This window comes from Labilibaculum euxinicum (assembly GCF_009795715.1).
Classification (GTDB): Bacteria; Bacteroidota; Bacteroidia; order Bacteroidales; family Marinifilaceae; genus Labilibaculum; species Labilibaculum euxinus.
In genome coordinates this window covers 267,137-291,634 of the sequence record NZ_WTCR01000003.1, presented here as the reverse complement: position 1 = coordinate 291,634, position 24,498 = coordinate 267,137, and the positions used below count along the sequence as shown (strand labels likewise).

15 protein-coding genes are annotated in these 24,498 nt (G+C 37.3%); 6 read left to right on the top strand and 9 right to left on the bottom strand.

What is annotated here, in order from left to right:
* Positions 1-2: 2 nt before the first annotated feature.
* Positions 3-1,745: a SusF/SusE family outer membrane protein gene (locus GQR60_RS05055; protein WP_124991885.1), complete on the top strand. Its 1,743-nt coding sequence runs from the start codon at positions 3-5 to the stop codon at positions 1,743-1,745.
* A 204-nt stretch (positions 1,746-1,949) separates the two neighbouring features.
* Positions 1,950-5,018: an alpha-amylase family glycosyl hydrolase gene (locus GQR60_RS05050; RefSeq protein WP_124991884.1), complete on the top strand. Its 3,069-nt coding sequence runs from the start codon at positions 1,950-1,952 to the stop codon at positions 5,016-5,018.
* 74 nt (positions 5,019-5,092) lie between these two features.
* On the opposite strand, the gene GQR60_RS05045 is transcribed toward GQR60_RS05050, so the two are convergent.
* The 4 genes from GQR60_RS05045 to GQR60_RS20050 all read right to left on the bottom strand — a co-directional run bounded on the left by GQR60_RS05045 (position 5,093) and on the right by GQR60_RS20050 (position 13,206).
* Positions 5,093-6,496, bottom strand: a complete 1,404-nt coding sequence (locus GQR60_RS05045; protein WP_124991883.1) for a hypothetical protein — start codon at positions 6,494-6,496, stop codon at positions 5,093-5,095.
* A 187-nt stretch (positions 6,497-6,683) separates the two neighbouring features.
* Positions 6,684-9,131 (bottom strand): PAS domain S-box protein, encoded by a 2,448-nt coding sequence (locus tag GQR60_RS05040; RefSeq protein ID WP_124991882.1) that lies wholly within the window; start codon positions 9,129-9,131, stop codon positions 6,684-6,686.
* 138 nt (positions 9,132-9,269) lie between these two features.
* Positions 9,270-9,410: an ATP-binding protein gene (locus tag GQR60_RS20365; RefSeq protein ID WP_124991881.1), complete on the bottom strand. Its 141-nt coding sequence runs from the start codon at positions 9,408-9,410 to the stop codon at positions 9,270-9,272.
* A 355-nt stretch (positions 9,411-9,765) separates the two neighbouring features.
* The gene (locus tag GQR60_RS20050; protein ID WP_225441344.1) at positions 9,766-13,206 is read right to left on the bottom strand and encodes a hypothetical protein; all 3,441 of its coding nucleotides are present in this window, start codon (positions 13,204-13,206) and stop codon (positions 9,766-9,768) included.
* Between the two features lie 608 nt (positions 13,207-13,814).
* Here GQR60_RS20050 and GQR60_RS05030 point away from each other — a divergent pair.
* The 3 genes from GQR60_RS05030 to GQR60_RS05020 all read left to right on the top strand — a co-directional run bounded on the left by GQR60_RS05030 (position 13,815) and on the right by GQR60_RS05020 (position 17,028).
* The gene (locus GQR60_RS05030) at positions 13,815-14,678 is read left to right on the top strand and encodes a CvfB family protein (protein ID WP_197092830.1); all 864 of its coding nucleotides are present in this window, start codon (positions 13,815-13,817) and stop codon (positions 14,676-14,678) included.
* 47 nt (positions 14,679-14,725) lie between these two features.
* Positions 14,726-16,312, top strand: a complete 1,587-nt coding sequence (locus GQR60_RS05025) for a dipeptidase (RefSeq protein WP_124991880.1) — start codon at positions 14,726-14,728, stop codon at positions 16,310-16,312.
* A gap of 176 nt (positions 16,313-16,488) precedes the next feature.
* Positions 16,489-17,028, top strand: coding sequence for a glutathione peroxidase (locus GQR60_RS05020; RefSeq protein ID WP_124991879.1), 540 nt, complete (start codon positions 16,489-16,491; stop codon positions 17,026-17,028).
* 65 nt (positions 17,029-17,093) lie between these two features.
* Here the strand turns inward: GQR60_RS05020 and GQR60_RS05015 are convergent, their stop codons facing one another.
* Together GQR60_RS05015 and GQR60_RS05010 are read right to left on the bottom strand one after the other, a co-directional pair.
* The gene (locus tag GQR60_RS05015; RefSeq protein WP_101310680.1) at positions 17,094-18,731 is read right to left on the bottom strand and encodes an ABC-F family ATP-binding cassette domain-containing protein; all 1,638 of its coding nucleotides are present in this window, start codon (positions 18,729-18,731) and stop codon (positions 17,094-17,096) included.
* A 120-nt stretch (positions 18,732-18,851) separates the two neighbouring features.
* A complete protein-coding gene (locus tag GQR60_RS05010) occupies positions 18,852-20,135 on the bottom strand; it encodes a citrate (Si)-synthase (RefSeq protein ID WP_124991878.1) in 1,284 nt (427 codons plus the stop codon).
* A 297-nt stretch (positions 20,136-20,432) separates the two neighbouring features.
* Between GQR60_RS05010 and GQR60_RS05005 the strand changes: the two genes are divergently transcribed.
* Positions 20,433-20,795: a DoxX family protein gene (locus tag GQR60_RS05005; RefSeq protein WP_124991877.1), complete on the top strand. Its 363-nt coding sequence runs from the start codon at positions 20,433-20,435 to the stop codon at positions 20,793-20,795.
* Positions 20,796-21,021: 226 nt separating this feature from the next.
* On the opposite strand, the gene GQR60_RS05000 is transcribed toward GQR60_RS05005, so the two are convergent.
* The 3 genes from GQR60_RS05000 to GQR60_RS04990 all read right to left on the bottom strand — a co-directional run bounded on the left by GQR60_RS05000 (position 21,022) and on the right by GQR60_RS04990 (position 24,377).
* Positions 21,022-21,891 (bottom strand): Cbp1 family collagen-binding glycoprotein adhesin, encoded by an 870-nt coding sequence (locus GQR60_RS05000; protein WP_124991876.1) that lies wholly within the window; start codon positions 21,889-21,891, stop codon positions 21,022-21,024.
* Positions 21,892-22,174: 283 nt separating this feature from the next.
* Entirely contained in the window at positions 22,175-23,125 is a 951-nt protein-coding gene (locus GQR60_RS04995) for an ROK family protein (RefSeq protein ID WP_124991875.1), read from the bottom strand.
* A gap of 22 nt (positions 23,126-23,147) precedes the next feature.
* Entirely contained in the window at positions 23,148-24,377 is a 1,230-nt protein-coding gene (locus GQR60_RS04990) for a sugar MFS transporter (protein WP_124991874.1), read from the bottom strand.
* Between the last annotated feature and the right edge of the window lie 121 nt (positions 24,378-24,498).

The following is a 24,498-nucleotide window of genomic DNA, read 5'->3' as shown; positions in this document are numbered from 1 at the left end:
AAATGAAGAATCTTAAATATTTATTTATATCACTATTGGCTGTTTTCTTTGTTGCTTGCGAAGACGATTTTGAGACGCCAAATGTAACTGAGCCAGTTCAAGGAACTGCCCCGGTACTAGCAGAAATAACCGAAAATGTCGATTTGGTTCTTGAGAAAAAGAATGAAAAAGAAACTATAATCGAATTAAGCTGGTCGGCGGCTACATATGCTGATCCTATCGGTGTAAGATATTATGTTCAAATTGACACTGTAGGTAATGAATTTAAAAATGCACTGGAGTTTGATCGAGTATCAGAAACAACTACATTGATTACTGTCGGTGGTTTAAACACTCTAATATCTGACAGATATGCCCCGGCAAAACAGGTAGAGCTTGAAGTAAGAATTAGAGCCTTTGCTAACGAGGATCTTGATAATTTGTACACTGCTTCGTTTACAATGAAGGTGACTCCTTATTTAGATGTACCTATTCCTGCTGATTTATATATCTTTGGTTCAGCTACAGCTTCATCTAAAGTAACAGATGCCTTAAAAGCATATGGTGCAGATAATATCTTTACGAAGTATCTGAAACTTACAAAAGATGGTTTATTTAAGTTTTCAGAAAAACAAGCAAGCGACGGTTATGATTATAACTTCGCCAAATTTGCCACTCGATCTGAAAACATTGAGGCTGCAGGAGATGATGACGGAAATTTCAAATTTACGGGAGAAACAGGATGGTATGCCGTTACAGCTGATTTTACAAACAGTAATTTAACAATTGCTCCATACGAAAACGGATCAGTATATACTTATGATTATCCAAATATATACTTGGTAGGTGCATACAATACTACTGATCCGGAATGGAATCCGGGAGCATCTACTGAAATGACAAGAAAATCAGAAGGAGTATATACTCTTGAAGTTACCCTGAAAGATGGAGCCAACTTTAAATTTATTAATCAGCAAAATTGGGATGGTCTAGACTGGGCTGATGCTGATAGTAATGGCAATTCTGGTGTTCTCGCACCAAAGGGTAAGAATACTAACATTGCTTTTGACGGTGGTGATAAGGCCTATACTATTACTTTGGATCTTAATAAAGGAATATATAAAATTGAAGCAGTACCAGTTTTTCCTACTGAATTATACATCAATGGTAGCTTTGTTCCAGATTGGGATTGGAATAATGCCGCAGTAATGGAAATGATTCCGGTTCACAGTAACCCACATCTTTTCTGGAAAATTGCTTGGTTTGATGCTGGTACTGAGTTAAAATTTAATTCAGCCAAAGCTTGGGATGGTGCACAATTCGGAAAAACCGGCGACACTGCAGATGCTGATGGCGTATGGAGTAAAGGTGGGGATAACATACCTAGCGGAGCTGTTGGTTATAAAATGATTGTTGTAAATCTTTTAACTAATACGATTCAAATAACCGATCCTGTTATCTATGCTCAGGGTACTGCATTTGGAAATTGGGATGGCGGACAATTCCTGTTTACTCCTGATGCAGGAGATGCAAAGATTCTTGTTTCTCCGGCTGCCGTAGCAGATGATAATGCAAGAATGTATGTAACAGCTACTACTTTAACTAACGCTGATAGCAATCCTGTTGATTGGTGGCAGGCAGAGTTTAGTGTGTTAGCTGGAAAAATTGAGTACCGAGGTACAGGAAATGATTTGGCGGGTGCACCTATCACAACTGGTCAGAAAGTTAAGTTAAACTTCAGTACAGAATCTGGAATTTTTGAATAAATGAAATAATTAAATTAAAAAGCCGCCCATGGGGGTGGCTTTTTTCAAATTGTCTTTATTTCAAAAAACACTCTCACACAACATCTGTTTTCGACCAACTTACAATTGCTTATTATTAACACATATTTGGCGTAGATCAAGAAAAATAGAATAATTAACTCATGCCACTTATAGATAAATAATTTGATCCAGAAACAACTAACTATGAAGAAACTATACACATATCTCCTTTCTTTTCTTCTGCTAATCCCTTCAATTGGTATTGGACAGATAATTATTTCAGATCCAACCTTTCCTACCGAAGATAAACCTGTAACAATAACCTTTGATGCCTCATTAGGTACAGCAGGATTACTGGATTACACCGGCGATGTATATGCTCATACAGGTGTAATTACTGACCAAAGCACTTCTACCAGTGATTGGAAATACGCTCCGACCTGGGGTGACAACAGCGAAAAATACAAACTAACATCACTTGGCAATAACAAGTGGCAATTAAGTATTACACCTGACATTCGCGAATATTACGGCGTAACAAGTGGTGAAAAAATATTAAAAATGGCTTTCGTTTTTAGGAGTTCCGACAATTCGAAAGAAGGAAAAGGAGACGGAGGAACAGATATATTTGTTGACTTAAGCGAAGGTGGACTCAATGTTGAATTCGCAAAACCAGTTGACAATGCCATTTTTGGAAAAAATGAATCAGTATTGATTACGGCAAATTCTGAAGCTAGTGATAATTTAGAGTTGCTAATCGATGGCGTAAGCATGACTTCCACCTTGTCAACCCAATTGAATTATTCCTATACTCCAAATGCTGCAGGCAATCACCAGTTAATTGCTGTTGCAACTGCAAGCGGTGAGGAAGCAAGAGATACAGTAAATATAGTTCTTCGTGAGGATACGCCCACAGCAACAAAACCTGCCGGGATTAAAGATGGTATCAATTACATTGATGATAACACAGTTACTCTATCACTTTATGCACCAAACAAAGAATATGTTTTTGTTATTGGTGATTTTAACAATTGGAATTACGACAACAACTACCAAATGAGTAAGGATGGAGACTATTTTTGGATTACTCTCGACAACCTTACGGCAGGAAAAGAATACATTTTCCAGTATGTTATCGACGGTAATATTAAAATTGCAGATCCATACGCTGATAAATTATTAGATCCGTGGAATGACCAATACATTTCAAGCACAACCTATCCAAATTTGATTCCCTACCCTGCTGATAAAACAAGTGAAATTGCCAGTGTCTTCCAAACAGCACAAACCAATTATACATGGTCCGATGCACAATTTACTCCTCCATTAAAAGAAGATTTAGTCGTTTACGAATTACATGTTCGTGACTTTACTGCAGCTGGTGATATTAAAACAGTTAAAGACACATTAGATTATTTGGAAAGACTTGGAGTTAATGCAATTGAGCTAATGCCATTTAACGAATTTGAAGGAAATGATTCCTGGGGATACAATCCATCCTTTTATTTTGCTCCTGATAAAGCCTATGGCACAAAAAATGATTACAAAGCATTTATCGACGAATGTCACAGCAGAGGAATAGCTGTTTATATGGATATGGTACTCAATCATACCTACGGACAATCCCCATTTTTACGCATGTACTTCGATGGTTCAAAACCAACTGCAGATAATCCATGGTACAATGTTACAAGCAATTTTGAAAATCCGGATGCCCAATGGGGATACGATATTAATCACACAAGTACGGCGACACAAAAGTTAGTGGATCGGATTAATACCTATTGGATGAACGAATATCACATTGATGGATTTCGTTTCGATTTTACCAAAGGATTTTCAAACACACCACACAGCAACACCACTGATCCTTGGGGAGGACAATACGACCAAGAACGTATTGATATACTAAAACGTATGTCTACTGCAATTTGGAACGTTAAATCGAACGCTGTGGTGATTTTCGAACATTTATCCGATAATGCGGAAGAAAAAGAACTGGCTGCTCATGGAATTATGCTTTGGGGAAATGCCAATCATGAATACAGTGAAGCTTCCATGGGATATTCTTCTGATTTCAATTGGTATTCATGGAAAGAGAGACAATGGGTCGGCCCAAATTTGGTGAGTTATATGGAGAGTCATGATGAAGAGCGCATGATGTATCGTAATCTTACCTATGGAGCTTCTTTAGGTAGCTATAATGTAACAAACCTAAATACAGCCCTTTCAAGAGTTGAAGCTGCAGCAACTTTATTTTTCACTGTTCCCGGGCCAAAAATGGTATGGCAATTTGAAGAATTGGGTTACGATGTCTCGATTGATGAAAATGGTCGGGTTGGCAAGAAACCTATCCATTGGGAATATCAGGATGATCCAAACAGAAAAAGACTGTACGAAGTATTTTCGGCACTTATCAAGCTGAAAAAAGAAGAAGTTGCCTTCGAATCGGAGGATTTCACACTGAATACAAATACCGTTTTAAAACGTATTGAAATCAATCATTCCGATATGGATGTTAGAGTAATTGGAAATTTCGACCTTAAACTAAGAAGTATTGATCCTAATTTCAGTAAAACAGGTACATGGTATGATTATTTTACCGGGCAAGCAATTACTGTTACTGATGTTAACGCATTTATAGATCTTAAAGCCGGGGAATATCATATTTACACAACAAAACAACTTTCCATTCCTGATGTAAAATCAGCACCTGTTGCTTCAAACATTACTGTAAGCGGAACTTTCAGAGAGGATGAAACCTTAACGGCAAGTTATACCTTTACGGATTTGAATAATGATCCGGAAGGAAGTTCAATTTACAAATGGTACAGAGCAGACGATGCAAATGGAACCAATGAAACTGTTATTAGCGGAGCCGATCAATTATCTTATACTCTTGTTAGAGCCGATCGCGGTAATTTTATCCGCTTTTCAGTAACTCCTGTTGCACAAACAGGTGAATTATTGCAAGGTGATATTGTTTACAGTGCATACAGTGAAGAAATAACCTACTCAACAGGCATTAATGATATTTTAAACAAAGAATTACGCCTGTATCCAAATCCGGTTCGTGATATTCTTCATCTTCAAAATCTAAAACAAGTAAATAAATTACAGCTTTTTGATTTATCAGGAAAAGCAATCATAGCTGTAACAATGCCAAATGAATCGGCAGATTTAAACGTAAATAATCTAACAACAGGAACTTACATTTTAATATTTGAAATGGAGGATGGTTCGCAACTCAGTAAAAAAATAGTAAAGCAATAAACAGCATTTTTTTTCAATAGGTTTTAGATTAGATAAAATCCCGTTTTTTGGAACACCAAAAGCGGGATTTTTGACTACTTAATTGTCAGCTCCAATCGATATTTGATTTCTGAACCAACGGGAATCATCAGTAATTGATAATCTCCTGGAATCAATGGATCATCGGGCATTGAAACTTTAAATACAAATGGAGAATCGCCGTATTTGCCGATTTGTTCTTTAACCAGCTGCTTCTCACTATTCAACAGTTGCAACTTTAATGTCGTATTAAAAAATTGTCTCAAATGGAATTGAACAAATATATTTTCCGATTCAGAATAATAATATTCCTGATCGGCTCCCATAAACTCATCCCGGTCTTGAACATTGTTCTCATTCAAATCAATAAATCCTGTAAACAGAAAAAATCCCTCCTGCCCTTTTTTGAATTCAGGTGCTAAATTATCCACATTCTCAGAGGTTCCCATTTTCATTTTCGGTGCAGAAGAAGTTGTATCTTCAGCAACAACCGGTTCGGGCTCTACAGCTGGTTCTGAATCAGCAATCTGTGTTGTATCTATTATCTGAATGGGAATTTGATACTGTTTCACCTTCTCTCCTGCAACCGAAGCTGTAATCAGATAATTTCCAACGGAAGCATCACTTAAAACCTTCAGAAAATCATTCCCATTATGCAGGGTATCCTCTTTCATAGTATAATGCTGCAAGCTATCCAATTTAGAAATATTCATGCTGAGCAACTGATGCTGAGCATCCCAAACCTGATAAACAACCTGATTGGTAACAGAAGGAAGATTTAAACCCATTTCAAATTTTACATCACCTAAAAAGTATTCTTTCTGATTTAAAGCAAACACTTCAGAGCTATCTATTTTCATATCTCCATCCTCATCTATCCACATCCTAAAAATATACAGATCTTCAGGAAGTAGTTTTTTGCGAATTTGAGCAAAAGTGTTTCCATTTGGCTCTTTTAATGAAAAACGAATTTGGTAGGTTGTTCCGGTTTCCTCCGGATTAATGGTAAAAATATAATTCCCAACTGGCAGAAATGAATCGAAACCTGAATAAGTAAATAAAGGAGTTGAAGTATAATTCTTTTTAATTGTACGAATCAAATTACCACTGGTATCCCAAATTCTTAGTTTTAAATTTGAACCTTCGCTCAAATTTGGATCATATAAAGAGACACTAATGGCTTCACCTTTCGAAAATGAGTCTTTACCTAATCCGAAAAACTCATTACTTTCAACAAGCCCGTTCTCATTCAGATCAACCCATTTATTATATGCAAATAATCCAACTGGGATTGAATTTTTTTGAGCTTCCTGTGTAATTCCCAATGAATCAATCAGAATTAATTCTCCATTTTTGTCAGGTAGTTGTTCCTGACTTTTAACAGGTAAAATACTAAAACAAATGAAGGCAAGCGACAACAAACACCTACCGATTGTGCGGATGTATTTATGCAATGTCATGGCTATAAGTTTAAAGTTGAATAAAATGATACCCTATCAACTAGGGTACGATTTTAATCAAGCATTTGTTTTATTATCAGGCTGATAGTTTGACGAATTGCCTGCTAAAATTGGTTAAAAAAGCTTAACGGGAAATAACTAATAAAAGAACCTTAGAATTTTGATCCTGTTATTGAATGGTTTTAGCTCATTTAATGGGATGTGTAAAATAAAAAGTAGATCCTTCTCCATATGTTGAATCAAACCAAATTTTACCTCCCAATAATTCAGTTAAACTCTTTGAAATAGATAATCCGATTCCAACTCCATTATATTTCCTCGAAAGCTTTTCATTAGCCTGTCTAAACAAGCCAAAAATACTTTCCTGTACCTCCTCTGGAATTCCAATTCCTGTATCCTTTACAAAAAAATGAAGTACCCTTTCCGAATTCACATCTCCGTTCATAACGCCATATTCAATACTTCCTTTATCAGTAAACTTCAAAGCATTTTTTAATAAATTCAGAAATACCTGCTTAAAACGATGTGGGTCAGTATTTAAAATAAAATCCGAAAAATTAGGAGGAAGGTTTAATATCAATTCAATATGTTCCTTTTCAAGCACATTCCTCTCAACATGAATTACAGCATCAATTTCATAAAACAAATTTAAGAGGTTGTAATCTTCATGTTTAATTTTAACCGCACCGGATTGTATTAAACTAATATCGAACAGATCTTCTACAATATTTAATAGATTATGTCCGCTTTGATGAATCATTTTGCAATATTCAACTGCCGTTTCAATATCAACTTCATTATCTACCAATCCCGAAAACCCTATTACCGCATTTAAGGGGGTACGTAATTCATGTGACATAGTGGCTAAAAAAACCGACTTTAAACGATCCGATTCTTTTGCGTCATGTAAAGCTTTATACAATTCCTGTTCGGTTCTTTTTTGCTCGATAGAAATACTAATCTGATGCGAAACCAACTCAAGCATCTTCTTGTCTCCTTCAGAAAAAGCATTCTCGTCTTCGTAACTTTGAATCACCAAAACACCAATCACCTTTTCTTTTCCCTTAAGAGGCATTCCGAGCCAAATTTTGGAAGGTTCTCCCTTAAGTTCCACTTCTCCTTTGGCTCCTAACTCATCCAATTCTTCAGCTGTTGCCAAAAGTGCCGTTTCATGATCAACAACCCAGCCGGAAATAGTCTTGCCTTTAGGGAATTCCTTGAACAAATCATGTTCATCGTCATGAAAAGGCAGGCTAAACATCTCCGTTTCGTCATCATATAATGCAACAAAAAAGTTTGTTGTATCAATTATAGAAGACAATTCTTCCCTAATAAACTGAATAAATTCAAACAATGTATTTTGCGAAAAGACAGCGTTCGAAATATTTAATATAATCTTCTTAATTTGTTCTTGTCTCTTTCGTTCTGTAACATCTTCCTTAACTGCTATAAAACTAATAATTTGCCCTCTTTCATCCTTTATGGGTGATATTGTTGCAAACTCCCAAAATAATTCTCCGTTTTTTTTCTTATTCTGAATCTCTCCTCTCCACTCCTTACCGGATCTTATTGCTTTCCACAACGATTCATATAAATCAGTTGGATTATTTCCTGAGCTCAAGATGCGAGAATTCTGTCCAATTACTTCTTCCAAAGAATAACCGGTAAGTTCATTAAACTTTGGATTTACATACTCAATATTCCCCTCGCAATTTGTAATTACAACAGAAACCGGACTTTGTACAACGGACTGGGATAACTTAAGCAATTCGGTCTTGGTATTTTTATAATTGGTAACATCACGAATGGAAAGCAAACATATTACCTTACCTTTAAATGTAGAATTCTTAATTCGAACAACCACATCTATCTTTGAACCATCTTTTTTAGTACCGATCGCTTGAATTTTATGACGAAAATTTCTAGATTTTTCATCAAGCGAAACGATCCAGTGCTCTTTCTCAATAAAACTAAAAATAGAAACACCCGATAATTCCAATTCAGAATACCCAGTCATTACTTCAGCCCGAGTATTTATTTCAACAATCTTATCCTCATCAACAATAAAAACGGCTTCATTACTGGCATCTGCTAAAGTTTTATATTTACTTTCAGTCTCTGCTAATTGCCTAATAATTTTACCTCGATCAAGTACAATTGCAGTTAAATCCGATAATTCTGAAATTAACTCGATATCTTTTGTTTTGGGAATATTGGGTGTACGATGATAAATGGCAAAAGTCCCAAGAATTTTACCCGAAGCATCTTTAATCGGTTCCGACCAACAAGATCCTAAATTTGCATCTTTTGCAATACTTTTGAAGCTACTCCAATAAGGATGGCTATTAATATCTTCTACAGTAACCCTTTCGCCTGTATAAGCTGCTGTACCACATGATCCCATTCCATTTCCAATAGGAAGACCACTTACTGCTTTATTATAAAAATCCGGTAAGTCGGGTGCAGCTCCCAATAATAAGTGCTTTCCTTCCTCATCAATGCACAGAATTGAACAAATTGAACCATGAGAAATATCCTGAGCCTGTTTTACAATTTCATTCAAAATTACTGCCTCAGGTTCTCCCTTATATAGCAACTCCAATATGCTCGATCGTAGTGTGTTCTGCTCTTTCATTTCACAAAACTATCATATTTTAGCGATCACATGTACTTACCGAACAATTTATTTTCATTTAAACTGGTTGCAAAACAATAATTTTAATTGCTGAAAAGACATAGAGGTAAATCTATTTTGAAATTCTGCACTAAGAATTCATCGATGAGTATTCCTAAATACAATAGATACCTTAGTGCCTTCGCCATAAACAGACCCAAGACTAATTTTGCCATCATGTAAATGCATAATAGATCTTGAAATTGGCAAACCTATACCAGAACCATTCTCCTTTGTCAAATCTTAAAAAGATTGACCCAATTTAAAACAAATACACAACACCCTGTTTTACAACAACCTGAACCAAACACAAACAAAATATCAATACACTCTCCTTTTGTCCTTCACTTACGACTATTGTGGTCGTGGTAGCACGACCGTTGTAGTCGTAGTAGCACGACCGTTGTAGTCGTAGTAGCACGACCGTTGTGGTCGTAGTAGTACGACTATTGCAGTCGCAGCTCGATAGATGTGGCAGGGCGAGAAAGTGTCCTTTTTCAATATAGTACATCAACAATACTATTTACTGGAAACTAAAAAAAGTGCCACTCCGAAGAGCAGCACTTTTTAAGGTTGCGTATATAAAGAGAAAACTTTATCCTACTAATTTGCTTTTAGGTTTCATCCTATTCAGCATTTCCTTGGTTTTAAGATCCAAACGAGACTCTTTTTCTTCCGGTTGAGTAATCTCACCAGTCGCCTCCTCTGAAGTTCCACCCAAGCTATATAATCCTCTCAAAAGCATTGCTCGCTTTTCCTCAGCAGGAATTGCCTTGTAAGCAGCTTTTTGCTCGTCGATGATTCTTTGTTTTTCATTCTCTTCAGCTTCTACTTTTGCGTAGTAAGCATCCGCTTTGCGATTCTTCAGGAAAGGACCTGCAACTGTTGGGAACAATTCCAACAACAACATTTCTTTCTCGTTCTCAGCAAGCTTAACGCCACCAAACTCTTCCAATATAGGATTCTCTGGTGATTTGTATTTGCTTACATCGAAAGCTGTAGCATCACGCTGTCCGCAAATCTTCTGACGATACTCCGGATCAATCTCGATTGGAGTTTCGCCATATTCACCTTTCACAAGGTTGAAGAATTGGTTGTTTACGTTTGTATAAGGAGCTTTACCGCTGTTCACATCCAACACATAATTTACTGCCTGCACACCAATAATTTGTGATGATGGAGTAACCAATGGAGGACAACCTGCAGCAACACGTACTTCGGGTACCTTCAATAGTACTGTTGGCAGCAAATCTTCCAATCCCAATCCTTTCAACTGAGCCAACATATTGGTATACATACCACCTGGAATCTCAGCTGTTTTTACTTCTTCGTTTGGTGCAGGGAAGTTGAAGAATTTATCGATAGCGTTACATACGTCTAACAATTCTGCTTCTTTATCTGCTTTCGCTAATTCAATCGCTTTATCGAACAATGCATCAATCTCTTTTGGAAGATAATCAGCTGTAATATCGAATTCCAACGGGAACATTTTGTATGAATCGAATTCTGCAATCCGACTGCGGATTCCCTTTAATTCAGCATTAATTTTAACAACAGCATCTAAATTCACACCTGTGTCTAAACCTAACTTATCAGCAAAAATCTGAATGATTTCGAATGCCGGAGCAGCTGGTCCACCTGCAAAGTTCAGAATGTTTGTATCTACAATGTCAACACCGTTAACAATTGCCATTAAAACAGCACCTAATCCGTAACCAGGAGTACAGTGAGTATGGAAATCAATTGGTACATTCAATTCATTTTTCATTCTTCTGATAATTTTCCCTGACAATGATGGTGGAATCAATCCAGCCATATCTTTCACGGTAATCATATCAGCCCCCAAAGCCTGCATCTGTTTTGCCTTGTTCAGGAAGTAATCTACATCGAAAATCTTCTTAGGCAATCTCTTTCCGGACAGCAATGCTTTCCATCTTTGTTTTCCTGTAAATTTAGGATCAACAGTATAACAAACCGCACAGTCGGCAATACCTCCGGCTTCTTTCATGTATTTGATGGTGGTTTCCATGTTCTTCACATCATTCAAACAGTCGAAGATACGCATGATACCCAAACCGGATTTCACTGCATTTCTGTTGAAACCTTCGATTACTGATTCAGGATATGGAGAATATCCGAACAGGTTTCTACCACGGGATAGAGCTGTTAGATAAGAAACATCACCAATCACTTCTTTGATTGACTCCAAACGGTGCCATGGATCCTCGTTCAGGTAACGCATTACTGAATCGGGAATTGCACCACCCCATACTTCCATTGCATAAAAGTTGGCATCCTTATACATCGGAAGCACTTTCTCTATTTCAGCCTGAGGTACACGTGTTGCAAACAATGACTGCTGACCATCACGAAGGGTAAGATCACGAATCTTTAGTTTACCTGTACGTTTAATAGCAGCTCTTTCTGCTGCAATTTTCTTGCGGTTAACTTCTCTTTGAGCTTCGAATTCTGCTTTACGCTTTCCTTCCAGATAACCTTTAGCTACCAACGGGAACAACTCAAGCAACATGAATTCTTTATTATCCTTCGCCAACTTCACGTTTCCGTACTGCGGCAATGTTGGATTTTCAGGAGACACATAAGCATCTACATCGTATTCTACTTTTTCAGCTTTCCCGGTAATTTTTTTACGGAATTCAGGAGCAATCTCGATTGGAGTTGTTCCATACTCTCCTTTTACCAAATTAAAGAACTGATTCGATACATTGGTATAGAACGGACGTCCTGAATTCTCATCAATTACGCAGTTTACAGCCTGAACACCAACAATTTGAGAAGAAGGGGTCACCAGTGGCGGACAGCCAGCGTCCAAACGAACCACCGGTACCACTTCCAGCACTCTCTCTAACAGGGTTTCCAAACCTAAAGCTTTCAACTGGTTAAGCATGTTGGTATACATACCTCCGGGAATTTCCGCATCCTTAACCATTTGGTTCGGAGCCGGGAAATTAAAATATGCTTCAATTGCATGACATGCAACAAGTAGTTCCTCTTCCTTATCGGCTTTGGCATACTTAATCGCATCATCGAATAACTGATCGATGCTGGCAGGCAATTTATCTTTTGTAATATCAAATTCAATAGGGAACTGCTTGTAGCTGTCAACATCAGCTAAAGCATTCATACGAATCTCTTTCAGAATTTTGTTGATCTCAACAACGGTCTTAGCATCACCATCCAGTTCGATGCCTAATTTCTGACAGAAAATGTAGATCAATTCGTAAGCCGGCGCTGCAGATCCACCTGCAAAATTCATGATATTGGTATCGATGATATCAACGCCATTGATAATTGCAGTAAGAGCAGAAGCCAAACCGTAACCTGGTGTAGAATGTGAATGGAAATCTACAGGAATATTTAATTCTTCTTTAAAACGGCGGATGATTTGACCAGCATACGAAGGAGAAGCCAATCCAGCCATATCTTTTAATGAAATCATATCGGCACCTAAAGCCTCAAGCTTCTTAGCCATATCAACAAAGTAGTTCAGATCAAAAATCTGATCAGGAAGGTTCTTTATTGTTAATCTTTCAAGATCTTCTTTTTTGGTAGGAAATTTAGAATCAACAGTAAAACATACTGCACAATCAGCAATACCACCAGCAGCTTTCACATACTTAATAGTAGACTTCATGTTTTCGATATCATTCAAACAATCGAAAATACGCATGATTCCCAATCCAGACTTAACCGCCTGAGTATTGAAATCTTCGATTACTGATTCCGGGTAAGGACTATATCCAAAAAGGTTACGACCACGGGATAGAGCGGTAAGTTTGGAAACATCGCCTATCACTTCTTTAATCGACTCCAAACGATACCATGGATCTTCATTAAGGTATCGCATAACTGAATCAGGAACTGCACCACCCCAAACTTCCATTGCATAGAAATTGGCCTTTTTATACAGGTGTAATACCTTTTCAATTTCTGCCTGTGGCATTCTTGTAGCAAAAAGAGATTGCTGACCATCTCTTAATGTAAGATCTCTAACTAATAACTTCCTTTTTTTCATACCCTGACTTGTTAATTTTTTATTCCCATTTAATACTCGAGAGAGTTGCTTAAAATTGGAATCGAATCAATGCGATTTAATTCTGCATCAAAAATAAAAACAATTTTTCATTGGAGAAATTTTTCTGTATTATTCGCTGTATGTTGTACAATACACCGTTTAGTGGGTGTTTATACCCAAGAACATTAATGATTTTTTTCTTTAATAATAACATGTAGAAACTGCAATCGATAACGAAAATTGCAATCTTCACATAACAAATCACAAAAAAAGTACTGAAATAGGCACTCGCAGAAATACAGCCTGTAAAATGATTTACATTTAACCGATAACAACTACTGTTAAGCATTGATTGAGCTTAAATACCCAGATCAATTTTTTCGATTTCACAAATCTGCTGTACAACATGCCTCATTCTGCAAAGTCAGTTCGATTTAATGCTCTTTTCCAGGAAGATTTTATAGAGCAGAGCATTTTCAATTCGAAATTCGGGAATTGGCAATGCAAACGAATATTTCGTAAAAAGATGCTTACATTTACCGTGTTAAATTTTTAAGTAGTAAAACCGCACTTTCATCTGTAAGTGATTCTTATTCAATACAGATAAAGTGATAAAATATAATATTGTGAGTATGATTGGTCAGTTTGCATCGTTAAAAGTTGCTAAAATAGTCGATTTTGGAGTGTATTTACAGGGAGAAGATGAATCTTTAATTCTTTTACCTACCAGATATGTGCCTCCTAAAACCCAATTGGATGATACTATTAAAGTATTTATCTATCGTGATTCGGAAAATCGAATTATTGCAACAACTCTTATTCCCTATGCTACAGTAGGTGAATTTGCTTATTTAAAGGTGAAAACAGTCAATAATTTGGGCGCATTTCTCGACTGGGGAATCGCTAAAGATTTGTTTGTTCCGTTTAGTGAGCAAAAGGACAACATGCAGGTTGGTTATTCTTACTTAATATTTGTTTATCTGGACAATGCATCCGGCCGGATTGTTGGAACAGCCAAAATAGAAAACGTACTTAGAGACGTAGAAACCTCGTATGCCGAAGGCGACGAAATAGAAATCCTGATCGGAAGAAGAAATGATTTAGGCTATCAGGTATTGATTAGCAACGACGCATTAGGAATGTTGTATCAGAATGAAATTTTTGAACCTGTTCGCTGCGGAGATGTGCGCAAAGCATATATTAAGAAAATTCGTCCTGATGGAAAAATTGACGTTTGCCTTCAAAAACAAGGTTACGAAAACAAAATTCCTGATTCAGGAGAACAAATTCTATCTCAGCTAAAGAAAGAAGATGGTTTTCTTCCTTTAAACGACAAAAGTTCACCTGAAGATATTTATCACCTTCTAAATATGAGTAAAAAGAACTTCAAAAAGGCGGTCGGTCTTCTTTACAAACAAAAACTAATCACCATTGAAGATTCGGGCATATTTTTAGTGAAAGGCGCTAAATAGAAAAGAAGAACAAACAACACAATTGCTAAACAACACAACACGAACTTATGAAGAAACAATTTAGAATGAGCTTGTTCATTTTAATGGCGTCAATTTCATTTTCTGCCGTTGCTCAGGACAAATCAGATTGGAAAAACGGTGTTCCGGAAGGATGCACCACCATCACGGTTGGCAAAATGGCTACTGCCGATGGCTCTGTTATTACATCTCACACCGATGACAGCCACCGTACAAGAGCATGGATGAATGTTGTTCCCGCTAAGAAACACGACAAAGGAAATAAATTTGAGTTGTTTGAACGCTCTGCCTGCGATAGTTTGGCAATGCCAACTTATCAGCACAAAAAAATCGGAGAAATCGATCAGGTTGAAAAAACCTACCAATTCCTGAATACTGCCTACCCTTGCATTAACGAAAAACAATTGGCCATTGGTGAATCTACTTTTGGAGGTCATGAAGAATTGTTCTCTACAGAATGTTTGATCGATTGTCAGCGTTTGCAGCAATTAATGCTGGAAAGATGTTCTTCAGCCAGAGAAGCAATTAGTTTGGCTGATGATTTACTAAAAAAATACGGTTGGCGCGATTATGGTGAGTGTCTTACCATTGCTGATAAAAAAGAGGTTTGGCATTTTGAGGTTGTGGGTCCGGGAAAAGGAAAAGTAGGAGCCGTTTGGGTTGCTCAACGAGTTCCGAACGATCACATTTCGGTAAATGCGAACGCCAGCACCATTAAAGAGATTGATTTAAAAAATCCGGATTATTTTATGGCATCGGCGAATATTTTTGATGTTGCCAAAGAAAACGGATGGTGGAAAGAAGGCGAAACATTCCGCTGGAATTACGCTTATGCACCGGAGAGTCGTTTGTCTCTGGCTTCACGAAGAAGAGAATGGCGGGTACTTTCAATGGCAGCTCCTTCCCTGAATTTGGATGCCAACGACAAAGATTATCCTTTTTCGGTAAAACCGGATGAAAAAATAACAATGAATAAATTGGTGGAGATCTTTAAAGATTACTACGAAGGAACTCCATATAACTTTGTGAAGAATATCAAACAAGCAGATAAAGACGGAAACGAAGTGATATCTCCTTTTGCAAATCCTTTTATGCCTTACGATATGAACAAATTGTTTCGTGTAAATGGCGGATGGGATGAGTTGGGAGAAAGAACCATAGCCCGTTGGTATACTATGTATGCTACGATTATTCAATGTCGTGATTGGCTGCCCGATGAAGTTGGCGGAATTGTTTGGTTGGCGCAGGATAATGTGGCAAGCTCAATTTATATTCCGGTTTATTCGGGATCTACAGATTTAGCCGAAAGCTACAAAGTAAAAGCCCGCACATTGGGATATACCCGCACTTCTGCATGGTGGGCTTTCAACAGATTGGGCACACTATCTGCCCAGCGATGGGGCGACATGCGTCACGATATTGACAAGGTGTTTGTTCCATTACAAAAAAGCTATTTTGAAGAACAGGCGAAAATTGATGAACAATTCATGAGTTTGAGCAAGAAAAAAAGACTGGAATTCCTTACCAACAGAACCATTCAACTAGGAAACGAAGTGGTTGAAAAAGCATGGAAAATTGGAGATGGAATCTGGACCAAATACGATGAGAAATTCTAAGATCCATAAATATTAAATGAGAAAAGAGCAACCAAGCAGTTGCTCTTTTTTTTTGCAGCCTACTGTACAAACAGAATCAAGCTCATCATAAAATAAAAATGCATTACTATTTCTCATCTTGTTTCGGAACAAAAAAGGGGGTAAATTGTTGACTCGTTAATGTAAATAATCATACCATGCGAAAAATAATTACCATCTGTATCTTACTTATTTCAACTTCTTTTATGAGCTTTGCCCAAGAGAGTATCTATCAATTTACTGTTACTTCAATTGACGGTTCAGAGTTTAATTTTGCCGATTTAAAGGGCAAAAAAATCATGATTGTCAATACAGCATCTAAATGTGGATTTACTCCGCAATACGAATTATTAGAGGCATTGTACAAAGAATATCAGGATAAAGATTTTGTAATTGTAGGCTTTCCTGCAAATAACTTCCTTTGGCAGGAACCTGGAACTGATGAAGAAATAAAAGAATTTTGCACAAAGAATTATGGCGTCAGCTTTCCCATGATGTCAAAAATATCGGTAAAAGGAAGTGATATACATCCAATTTACAGCTGGCTGACACAAAAGTCGAAAAATGGAGTGATGGATTCGAAAATAAAATGGAACTTCCAAAAATACCTGATTGATGAAAATGGGAAGCTTATTGATGTACTTTTCCCAAAAGAAAAACCAAATTGCGAAAAGGTAATTTCATGGTTAGAACAATAAATGAGTTTCAACAAAAAAGAGACGCGATGGCGTCTCTTCAATATAATTGTATTGTTCTGACTGATCTAATTCTTACGTTCCAGTTCGTTTAAATTCTCCATTTTCTTTTTGCTCAGGAATGAGTAAATATCACCCAAATGTTCCTTCACCTTCTTGTTGCCAAATTCGTATACCTTCTCGGCCAAACCATCCAGAAAATCACGGTCGTGAGAAACCAAAATAATAGTTCCGTCAAATTCTTTTAAGGCGGACTTCAAAATATCTTTGGTTTTCATATCCAAATGATTTGTCGGCTCATCAAGAATCAGCAAATTCACCGGCTCCAGCAACAATTTAATCATTGCCAACCTGGTTTTTTCTCCACCGGACAGAACTTTCACCTTCTTTGTTGAATTGTCGCCTCCAAACATGAAAGCGCCTAATATATCTTTAATTTTTGTTCGAATATCTCCCTTGGCAATATCATCAATGGTTTGAAAAACCGTTAAATTTTCATCCATCAACGAAGCCTGATTCTGAGCAAAATAACCAATCATTGTATTGTGCCCGAGCGTTAAGTTACCTCCATGCTCAATTTCCTGCATAATGGCTTTTACCAAAGTAGATTTCCCTTCTCCGTTTTTCCCTACAAAGGCAAGTTTCTCCCCTCTTTGTATTGTGAAATTTACGCCCGAAAATACGGTATGATCACCGTAAGTTTTTTCAACATCTTCCATAATTACAGGATAATTTCCTGAACGAGGCGATGGCGGAAATTTTAAACGAAGTGCTGAATTATCCTCTTCATCAACCTCAACAATATCGAGTTTTTCGAGCATTTTCACCCTCGATTGAACTGCCAGTGTTTTGGAATACGTGCCCTTAAACCTGTCAATAAAAGTCTGATTATCGGCAATCATTTTTTGCTGTTCCTCAAATGCTTTTTGCTGATGAACTCTTCGCTCCTTGCGAAGCTCTAAATATTGAGAATAATTTACTTTGTAATCGTAAATTCTACCCATTGTAATTTCAATGGTCCGTGTTGTGATTTTATCAACAAAAGCCCTGTCATGAGAAATAATAACAACGGCTTTTCCCGAATTAATCAGAAAATCCTCTAACCATTGTATCGATTCAATATCCAGGTGATTCGTCGGCTCATCCAAAAGAATCAAATCGGGATTTTGCAGAAGAATTTTTGCCAATTCAATTCTCATTCTCCAACCACCGCTAAATTCACTGGTTGGTCTTGTGAAATCTTCCCGTACAAACCCCAATCCAAACAGTGTTTTCTCAACTTCGGCATCGTAGTTTATTTCTTCTATCGAATAGTATATTTCACTTAAAGCAGAAACATCCTCAATCAATTTGTAATAGCTCTCCGATTCAAAATCTGTTCGCGTACCCAATTCCACATTCATTTCCTCAATCTGCTTCTCCATCTCGAAAATGGAAGCAAAAGCCTGAGCTGTTTCTTCGAATACCGTACGGGTATTATCTGTCATTAAATGCTGCGGCAAATAAGCAATCACCTTATCCTTAGGACTTGAAACTCTTCCCCGGGAAGGACTTTCGGCTCCTGCAATTATTTTCAAAAGAGTAGATTTACCAGCCCCGTTTTTTCCCATTAAAGCAATTCTATCCTTTTCATTAATCACAAAGGAAATGTCTTTAAATAAAGTGGTTCCTCCAAATTCTACCGCTAAAGCATCTACACTAATCATCTCTTTAATTTAAATGAGCCGCAAAGATAATCACTTTAAGGAAATCTGAAATAAATTCTGTGCGATTGACATTTAAAATTTAAATAAGAACCCGATTGGCACTAGTCGCTTCTCTCAGTTTTAATTCTCGTCAAGTTTATCTATTACCCATTTATTGGTCACACTTTTAGGTCTGATAATTGGCTGTCCCAATCCTAAGGCAAGGATATTCTGAGCGCAAAAACCCATTACTCTCGAAACACCAAACAAAACGGTATAAAAATCGAACTCATTCAACCCGTAATTATGCAGAAGTGAACCCGACATGGCATCAACATTTGGCCATGGATTGGCAACTTTGCCTTCTTTGTAATGCATTAATATATCCGGAACAACCGAGAAAAGTTTCTTTGCAATCTTAAAACAATGATTATTCGCACAATTCGCCTCCCCAAATTTCATAAAAGCTGTGAATCGGGGATCTGTAACCCGCAATACAGCATGCCCGTAACCAGGAATCACTTTACCCGAATTTAAAACATCCAGAATATATGCTCTCAACACTTCCTCATCCGGATCAGCCCCAAATTTATCGTGAATTTTTAGAATAAAACGAAGGCATTCCTGATTCGCCAATCCGTGCAGCGGACCTGCCAAACCGTTAAGTCCTGCAGAAACAGCATAATACAAATCTGAAAGCGCGGAATTCACAACTCTCGATGTAAACGCACTTACGTTCCCTCCTTCGTGGTCGCAATGCAAAACCAAATACAGACGCATTAAATCTGCAAAACCCTCATCATTATTAACACCAAGCATGTGTGCCAAATTACCCGACCAATTCAAATTTGAATCGTAAGAAATTAAATTCCCGTCGCCAAAGCGAATTCGATAAATACCTGCTGCAAGCTCTGGTAACTTTGCAAGTATATTCATCGCATCCTCCAAGGTGTATTTCCAATAATCTGCTTTTTGTAAGCCTTTCCGATACTCCTTTTTAAATACAGACTCATTTTCCATCGACAAAATACCCAGACTCAACATGGTCATCGGATGAGTGTCTTTTGGAAGACTGCGCAACACATCCCACGTGTATTGCGGTACCTTGGCGCGTTTATTCAAATCATTCTGAAAATCGGCAAGCGATTCCTTATCCGGAAATTTTCCTGTACTCAAAAGGAAAAATATTTCCTCAGGTAATTTATCCGAAAACTCATTTGTTGTATACTTTCCGATATAAAGACCCGAATAAGGATCAACATAAGAGGTGTTGCAAGCCAATGCAACCAATCCGCGCATTCCACCGTATATTTGTCCGACAGTAATTTCCGAAACTACTGAATTACGGCCTCGGGCAAAAATATTATCAATTTCCAACTGCAATTCAATAATGTGATTTTGAATTCCTTCCCGTAGATTATCCATATCAATTTTATTATTCCGTTTCAACACAAATCAAAAAAAAAGAGTGCAGGCAATACACTTAACAGAGGCAAGAGGTGTCTTTATAAGTTACGACATTTCAACTAATTAATAAACCAAGGAGAAGGATTATTGATTGTTTCATAAACGAAATTTTTAAAAGGAATAAACAAAATTGGTCGGGAAATTTACAGATGAAACAGATTACAAAACACAGATGCTGATATTTAAAGAAAAACAACTAACTTTTCTATTACTTAATTATTACATAGAAAATCCGCAAATTAAAAATTACAGCAGATGGAAAAAAGAAACAAAATAATTTATTGGATTGCAACCGGCCTATTATCGGGCCTTATGCTCATGTCGGCAAGTTTGTATTTTACGAAATATGAAGTGGTAAGTGGAATGTTTACCTTTTTAGGATTTCCGACATTCGTAATTTATCCTTTAGCCATTGCCAAGATTTTGGGGCTCGTGGCAATATGGTCGAACAAATCCAAACTTTTAAAAGAATGGGCTTACGCCGGATTTTTCTTTGATTTTGTTTTAGCCCTCGGAGCTCATCTTGTTGCTGCCGACGGACAATTTGGAATGGCTGCAACCGCACTTGTATTACTGATTGTGTCGAGAATATATAACAGCAAAATATTTGGTAAGTAAACACTTTGAAATTACATAAGAACAAAGAGTGTGTCCGAAAAGTAAAGCTCCCACTTGGAAATATCATGTTGAGTGATCTATCGGGACGAAACATCTGTTATTCAAACACAAAGATTCTTCGACAAGCTTAGAATGACAATAAAATTGAACTTTTCGGACTCCCTTTTTCTACAATAAAAAAAGCACCCCAAAATGGGATGCCTAAAACCAAGCTCTTTCGTTTTTATTATTTCACTGCAACAACTAAATATTTTGATGCTTTCCAGAACTCATGAGGATCAAGAATTGTGATTGCTTCAATTTCTTTATCAGTTCCTTCAAATCGATAGGAATCACTTGGGTGCGATGTTACTAAACTAACTTTTCTTCCGGATACAGGAATCGTTGTTGTTTGAGTAATATCAATATTGTTGAAATTTTCAGGATTAATTTTCTGATTCAACTTGTTGGTTGATCCGATTCCTAAAATACCACCAGTACTTGTTACAACCTGCTTCAATTTCAGCTCCTTAATATCGCCGATTACGTAATGTGCTGTGTTTAAATTGGCAGTTCGTTCTTCAATCGTCTTATTGATGCTGTCATTCTCAGTACTTAATGCAACAACAGTTCCATTCAATTCAGTAACCTGACCATTCAAATTGTCAACTTCAACATTAAGCTGTGCAAGCTGCTCCGATAAAGCATTAATTGATTTATCCTTTTCTTCAATTTGTACTTTTAAACCAGCAATCAATTTTTTTAGTTTTGAGTTTTGGTACCAGCTGTTATTCAATTTTTTATCCAGACTTTCAAGCTTTGCCTTGTTTTCTTCCAAAAGATCGCGAACCAAACCTAAATCAGTAACGATCTGCGCTTTTTTTCCGGCACTTGGATTCTCACTTGCACTAACAGAAATAATATTTTCTTTCTCTTTAATTATTGCCAGATTAGCCGCAATAACATCAAACGATTCAACAAAATCATCAATAGTAGAATCTTTTTCCTGAGCCATTTGAGTCAGTTGAGAATTTTGCTCACGCAATTGCTTTAATTCTTTCTGATTACATGCTGTAAATAGAGGTAATACCAGGAGTGCAAATACTAACTTTCTCATAATTTTTAATTTTAATAAGTTTACATCAATTCAAATTCACAGATCAATATGAGAAATCTGTGCCAGAAATAAATTCAAATTAAAAACCACAACACAAAAGCAAATTAATCACTCATTACCAATACAATACACTCTGGCAGGCAATTCTAATTTTTCAATTTTCAGTTCGTAAATGTGTGGAATCTTTCCCACAGTTTGTAGAAACAATTTCTACAAACAAAAAGTGCCTGCATAAATGCAGGCACGAGGGGTTAACTTTCAAACTAAGTCTGAAAGCTATCGGTTATCTTTTGTTCCAGATTAAAGATGCTGCACCTAAAACCGCTGCGTCATCCTCAATTCCTGAAGCTAATATTTTAATTTTCCCTTTGTAAATGGAAAGAAGTTGTTTTTCGAGTGTTTCTGCAACCGGATTAAAGAGAATATCTCCTGCCTTTGTCAATCCTCCAAATAGAAAGATTGCCTGCGGACTGGTTACAGCCACAACATTAGCAAGAACCTCTCCCAGCATCCTTGCAGTATATGTAAATGTTTCTTTTGCAACTAAATCGCCTCTGCCGGCCGCTTCAGCAACCATTTTTGCTGTCAGCCTGCTAAACGGAACATCTCTTAGCTCACTATCGCCCATGTGGCGCGCCAACAACTTATAAACAGTTCTTTTCACTCCTGTTGCAGAAACATAAGTCTCTAAACACCCCTTACGTCCGCAGCCACACTCCCGTCCACTCGCGCGGACAATCATATGTCCAACCTCACCAGCAAAACCATCGTGACCATATAACAAATCGCCGTTCACTACAATTCCACTTCCCAATCCGGTTCCCAAAGTAATCACAATGAAATTATTCATTCCTTTTGCAGCACCAAAAACCTTTTCGCCCATGGCAGCAGCATTGGCATCGTTGGTAATAATAACCGGAACATCTATTCTCTTTTTCACTAAATCTGCTAAAGGGATACTCCCCTTCCACCGCAAATTAGCTGCATTTTCAATAGTTCCCGAATAAAAACTGGCATTTGGAGCACCAATACCAACTCCAATTATCTGCATCTTATCAGCTGATCCATTCATAGCAGATTCAACCTCAACAAACAATTCATCTAAATAATCCTCAATAGCCTCGTGCTTTTGAGTTGGCAAACTTCCTGTCACCAAGCAATTCCCTTCCGAATCAATACAGCCAAAAACTGTATTGGTTCCACCTATATCAATACCTAAAGCAACTTCCTTCATCCCAACAAAATAAAATTATTAATTAATTGTGTTTGTGTCCTCTTAAGGCATAGAATAAAATGTATCCGTAACAGATAATGGTTAAAGCAAATGCATTTCGCAATCCGAAATTATCAGCTAACACTCCCATTATCATTGGGATTATTGCACCACCAACAATCGCCAGACACAAAACACCTGAACCCTGACTGGTATATCTGCCCAAACCATCAATTGCAAGAGTAAAAATAGTCGGGAACATGATTGAGTTAAACAATCCTACCAAAACAAGACTCCACATGGCAACGTATCCATTGGTAAGCATACTTACAACAACTAATGCTACAACCATAACGGAATTGAAAGCCAACACTTTTGAGGCTGATACCTTTTGCATGATTGCTGATCCTATAAACCGGCCGATCATCGCTCCACCCCAAAATACCGAAACATAGCTGGCCGCTTCTGCTTCACCAAACAGGTGCAATCCTTCGTCTCCAAAATACATTACCAAAGCACTTCCTATAGAAACCTCTGCACCCACATAAGTAAAAATGGCAACTGCACCCAAAATTAAATGTCTGAATTTCCATACCGAACCTTCTGCTTTTTCTTCCTCAACCTCCTGTATTTTAGGCAACTTCACCAAAGCAAAAATCACAGCAATTACAGCCAGCGCAATTGCCAGACCAAGATATGGCATTTGAACCGCTTCAGCCTTGCCTGCACTATCAATACTTGTGTTATCCAATATTAAATAAGCACCAAAAATTGGAGCTACAGTGGTTCCCAAACTATTAAATCCTTGAGTAAGATTCAAGCGGCTTGAAGCCGTTTCGGGTGTGCCTAATTCTGCAACAAAAGGATTTGCTGCCACCTGAAGAACAACTATACCTACTGCCAACACGAACAAGGCAAAAAGAAAAAATCCGTAAGACAAGAATGCCGCTGCTGGAAAAAACAAGGCAGCACCCATAGCCGCAACACCCAATCCTGTTACAATTCCCATTTTATAACCAATCTTTCCGATAATCCAACCAGCCGGCAAAGACATTAAAAAGTAGGCACCAAAAAAGGTAAACTGTACCAACATTGCCTGCGTAATTGATAAATCGAACAATCCTTTTAAATGAGGAATTAAAATATCATTCATGCAGGTTAAAAATCCCCACATAAAAAACAGAGAAGTCAGCAGGGCCAGAGCTCCTTTGTAATTCATTCCCTGCGCCTGTGTGCCGGAATTACTCTTACTATTCGTACTAATTGAGACCATAAGTATATTTTTTCAATCGTTTGTATTTCTGTTTACAAATCTCAATCAATTTCTTATGAATTAATTTTACTATTTTATCATTTTATTGCACTATATTCACACTTTATTAATAACAAACGAT

What these genes read in the sequence shown, in the direction of transcription:
- GQR60_RS05055 (WP_124991885.1), top strand. Translation starts at nt 3, where the DNA reads ATGAAGAATCTTAAATATTTATTTATATCACTATTGGCTGTTTTCTTT.
- GQR60_RS05050 (WP_124991884.1), top strand. Translation starts at nt 1,950, where the DNA reads ATGAAGAAACTATACACATATCTCCTTTCTTTTCTTCTGCTAATCCCT.
- GQR60_RS05045 (WP_124991883.1), bottom strand. Translation starts at nt 6,496, where the DNA reads ATGACATTGCATAAATACATCCGCACAATCGGTAGGTGTTTGTTGTCG.
- GQR60_RS05040 (WP_124991882.1), bottom strand. Translation starts at nt 9,131, where the DNA reads ATGAAAGAGCAGAACACACTACGATCGAGCATATTGGAGTTGCTATAT.
- GQR60_RS20050 (WP_225441344.1), bottom strand. Translation starts at nt 13,206, where the DNA reads ATGAAAAAAAGGAAGTTATTAGTTAGAGATCTTACATTAAGAGATGGT.
- GQR60_RS05025 (WP_124991880.1), top strand. Translation starts at nt 14,726, where the DNA reads ATGAAGAAACAATTTAGAATGAGCTTGTTCATTTTAATGGCGTCAATT.
- GQR60_RS05020 (WP_124991879.1), top strand. Translation starts at nt 16,489, where the DNA reads ATGCGAAAAATAATTACCATCTGTATCTTACTTATTTCAACTTCTTTT.
- GQR60_RS05015 (WP_101310680.1), bottom strand. Translation starts at nt 18,731, where the DNA reads ATGATTAGTGTAGATGCTTTAGCGGTAGAATTTGGAGGAACCACTTTA.
- GQR60_RS05010 (WP_124991878.1), bottom strand. Translation starts at nt 20,135, where the DNA reads ATGGATAATCTACGGGAAGGAATTCAAAATCACATTATTGAATTGCAG.
- GQR60_RS05005 (WP_124991877.1), top strand. Translation starts at nt 20,433, where the DNA reads ATGGAAAAAAGAAACAAAATAATTTATTGGATTGCAACCGGCCTATTA.
- GQR60_RS05000 (WP_124991876.1), bottom strand. Translation starts at nt 21,891, where the DNA reads ATGAGAAAGTTAGTATTTGCACTCCTGGTATTACCTCTATTTACAGCA.
- GQR60_RS04995 (WP_124991875.1), bottom strand. Translation starts at nt 23,125, where the DNA reads ATGAAGGAAGTTGCTTTAGGTATTGATATAGGTGGAACCAATACAGTT.
- GQR60_RS04990 (WP_124991874.1), bottom strand. Translation starts at nt 24,377, where the DNA reads ATGGTCTCAATTAGTACGAATAGTAAGAGTAATTCCGGCACACAGGCG.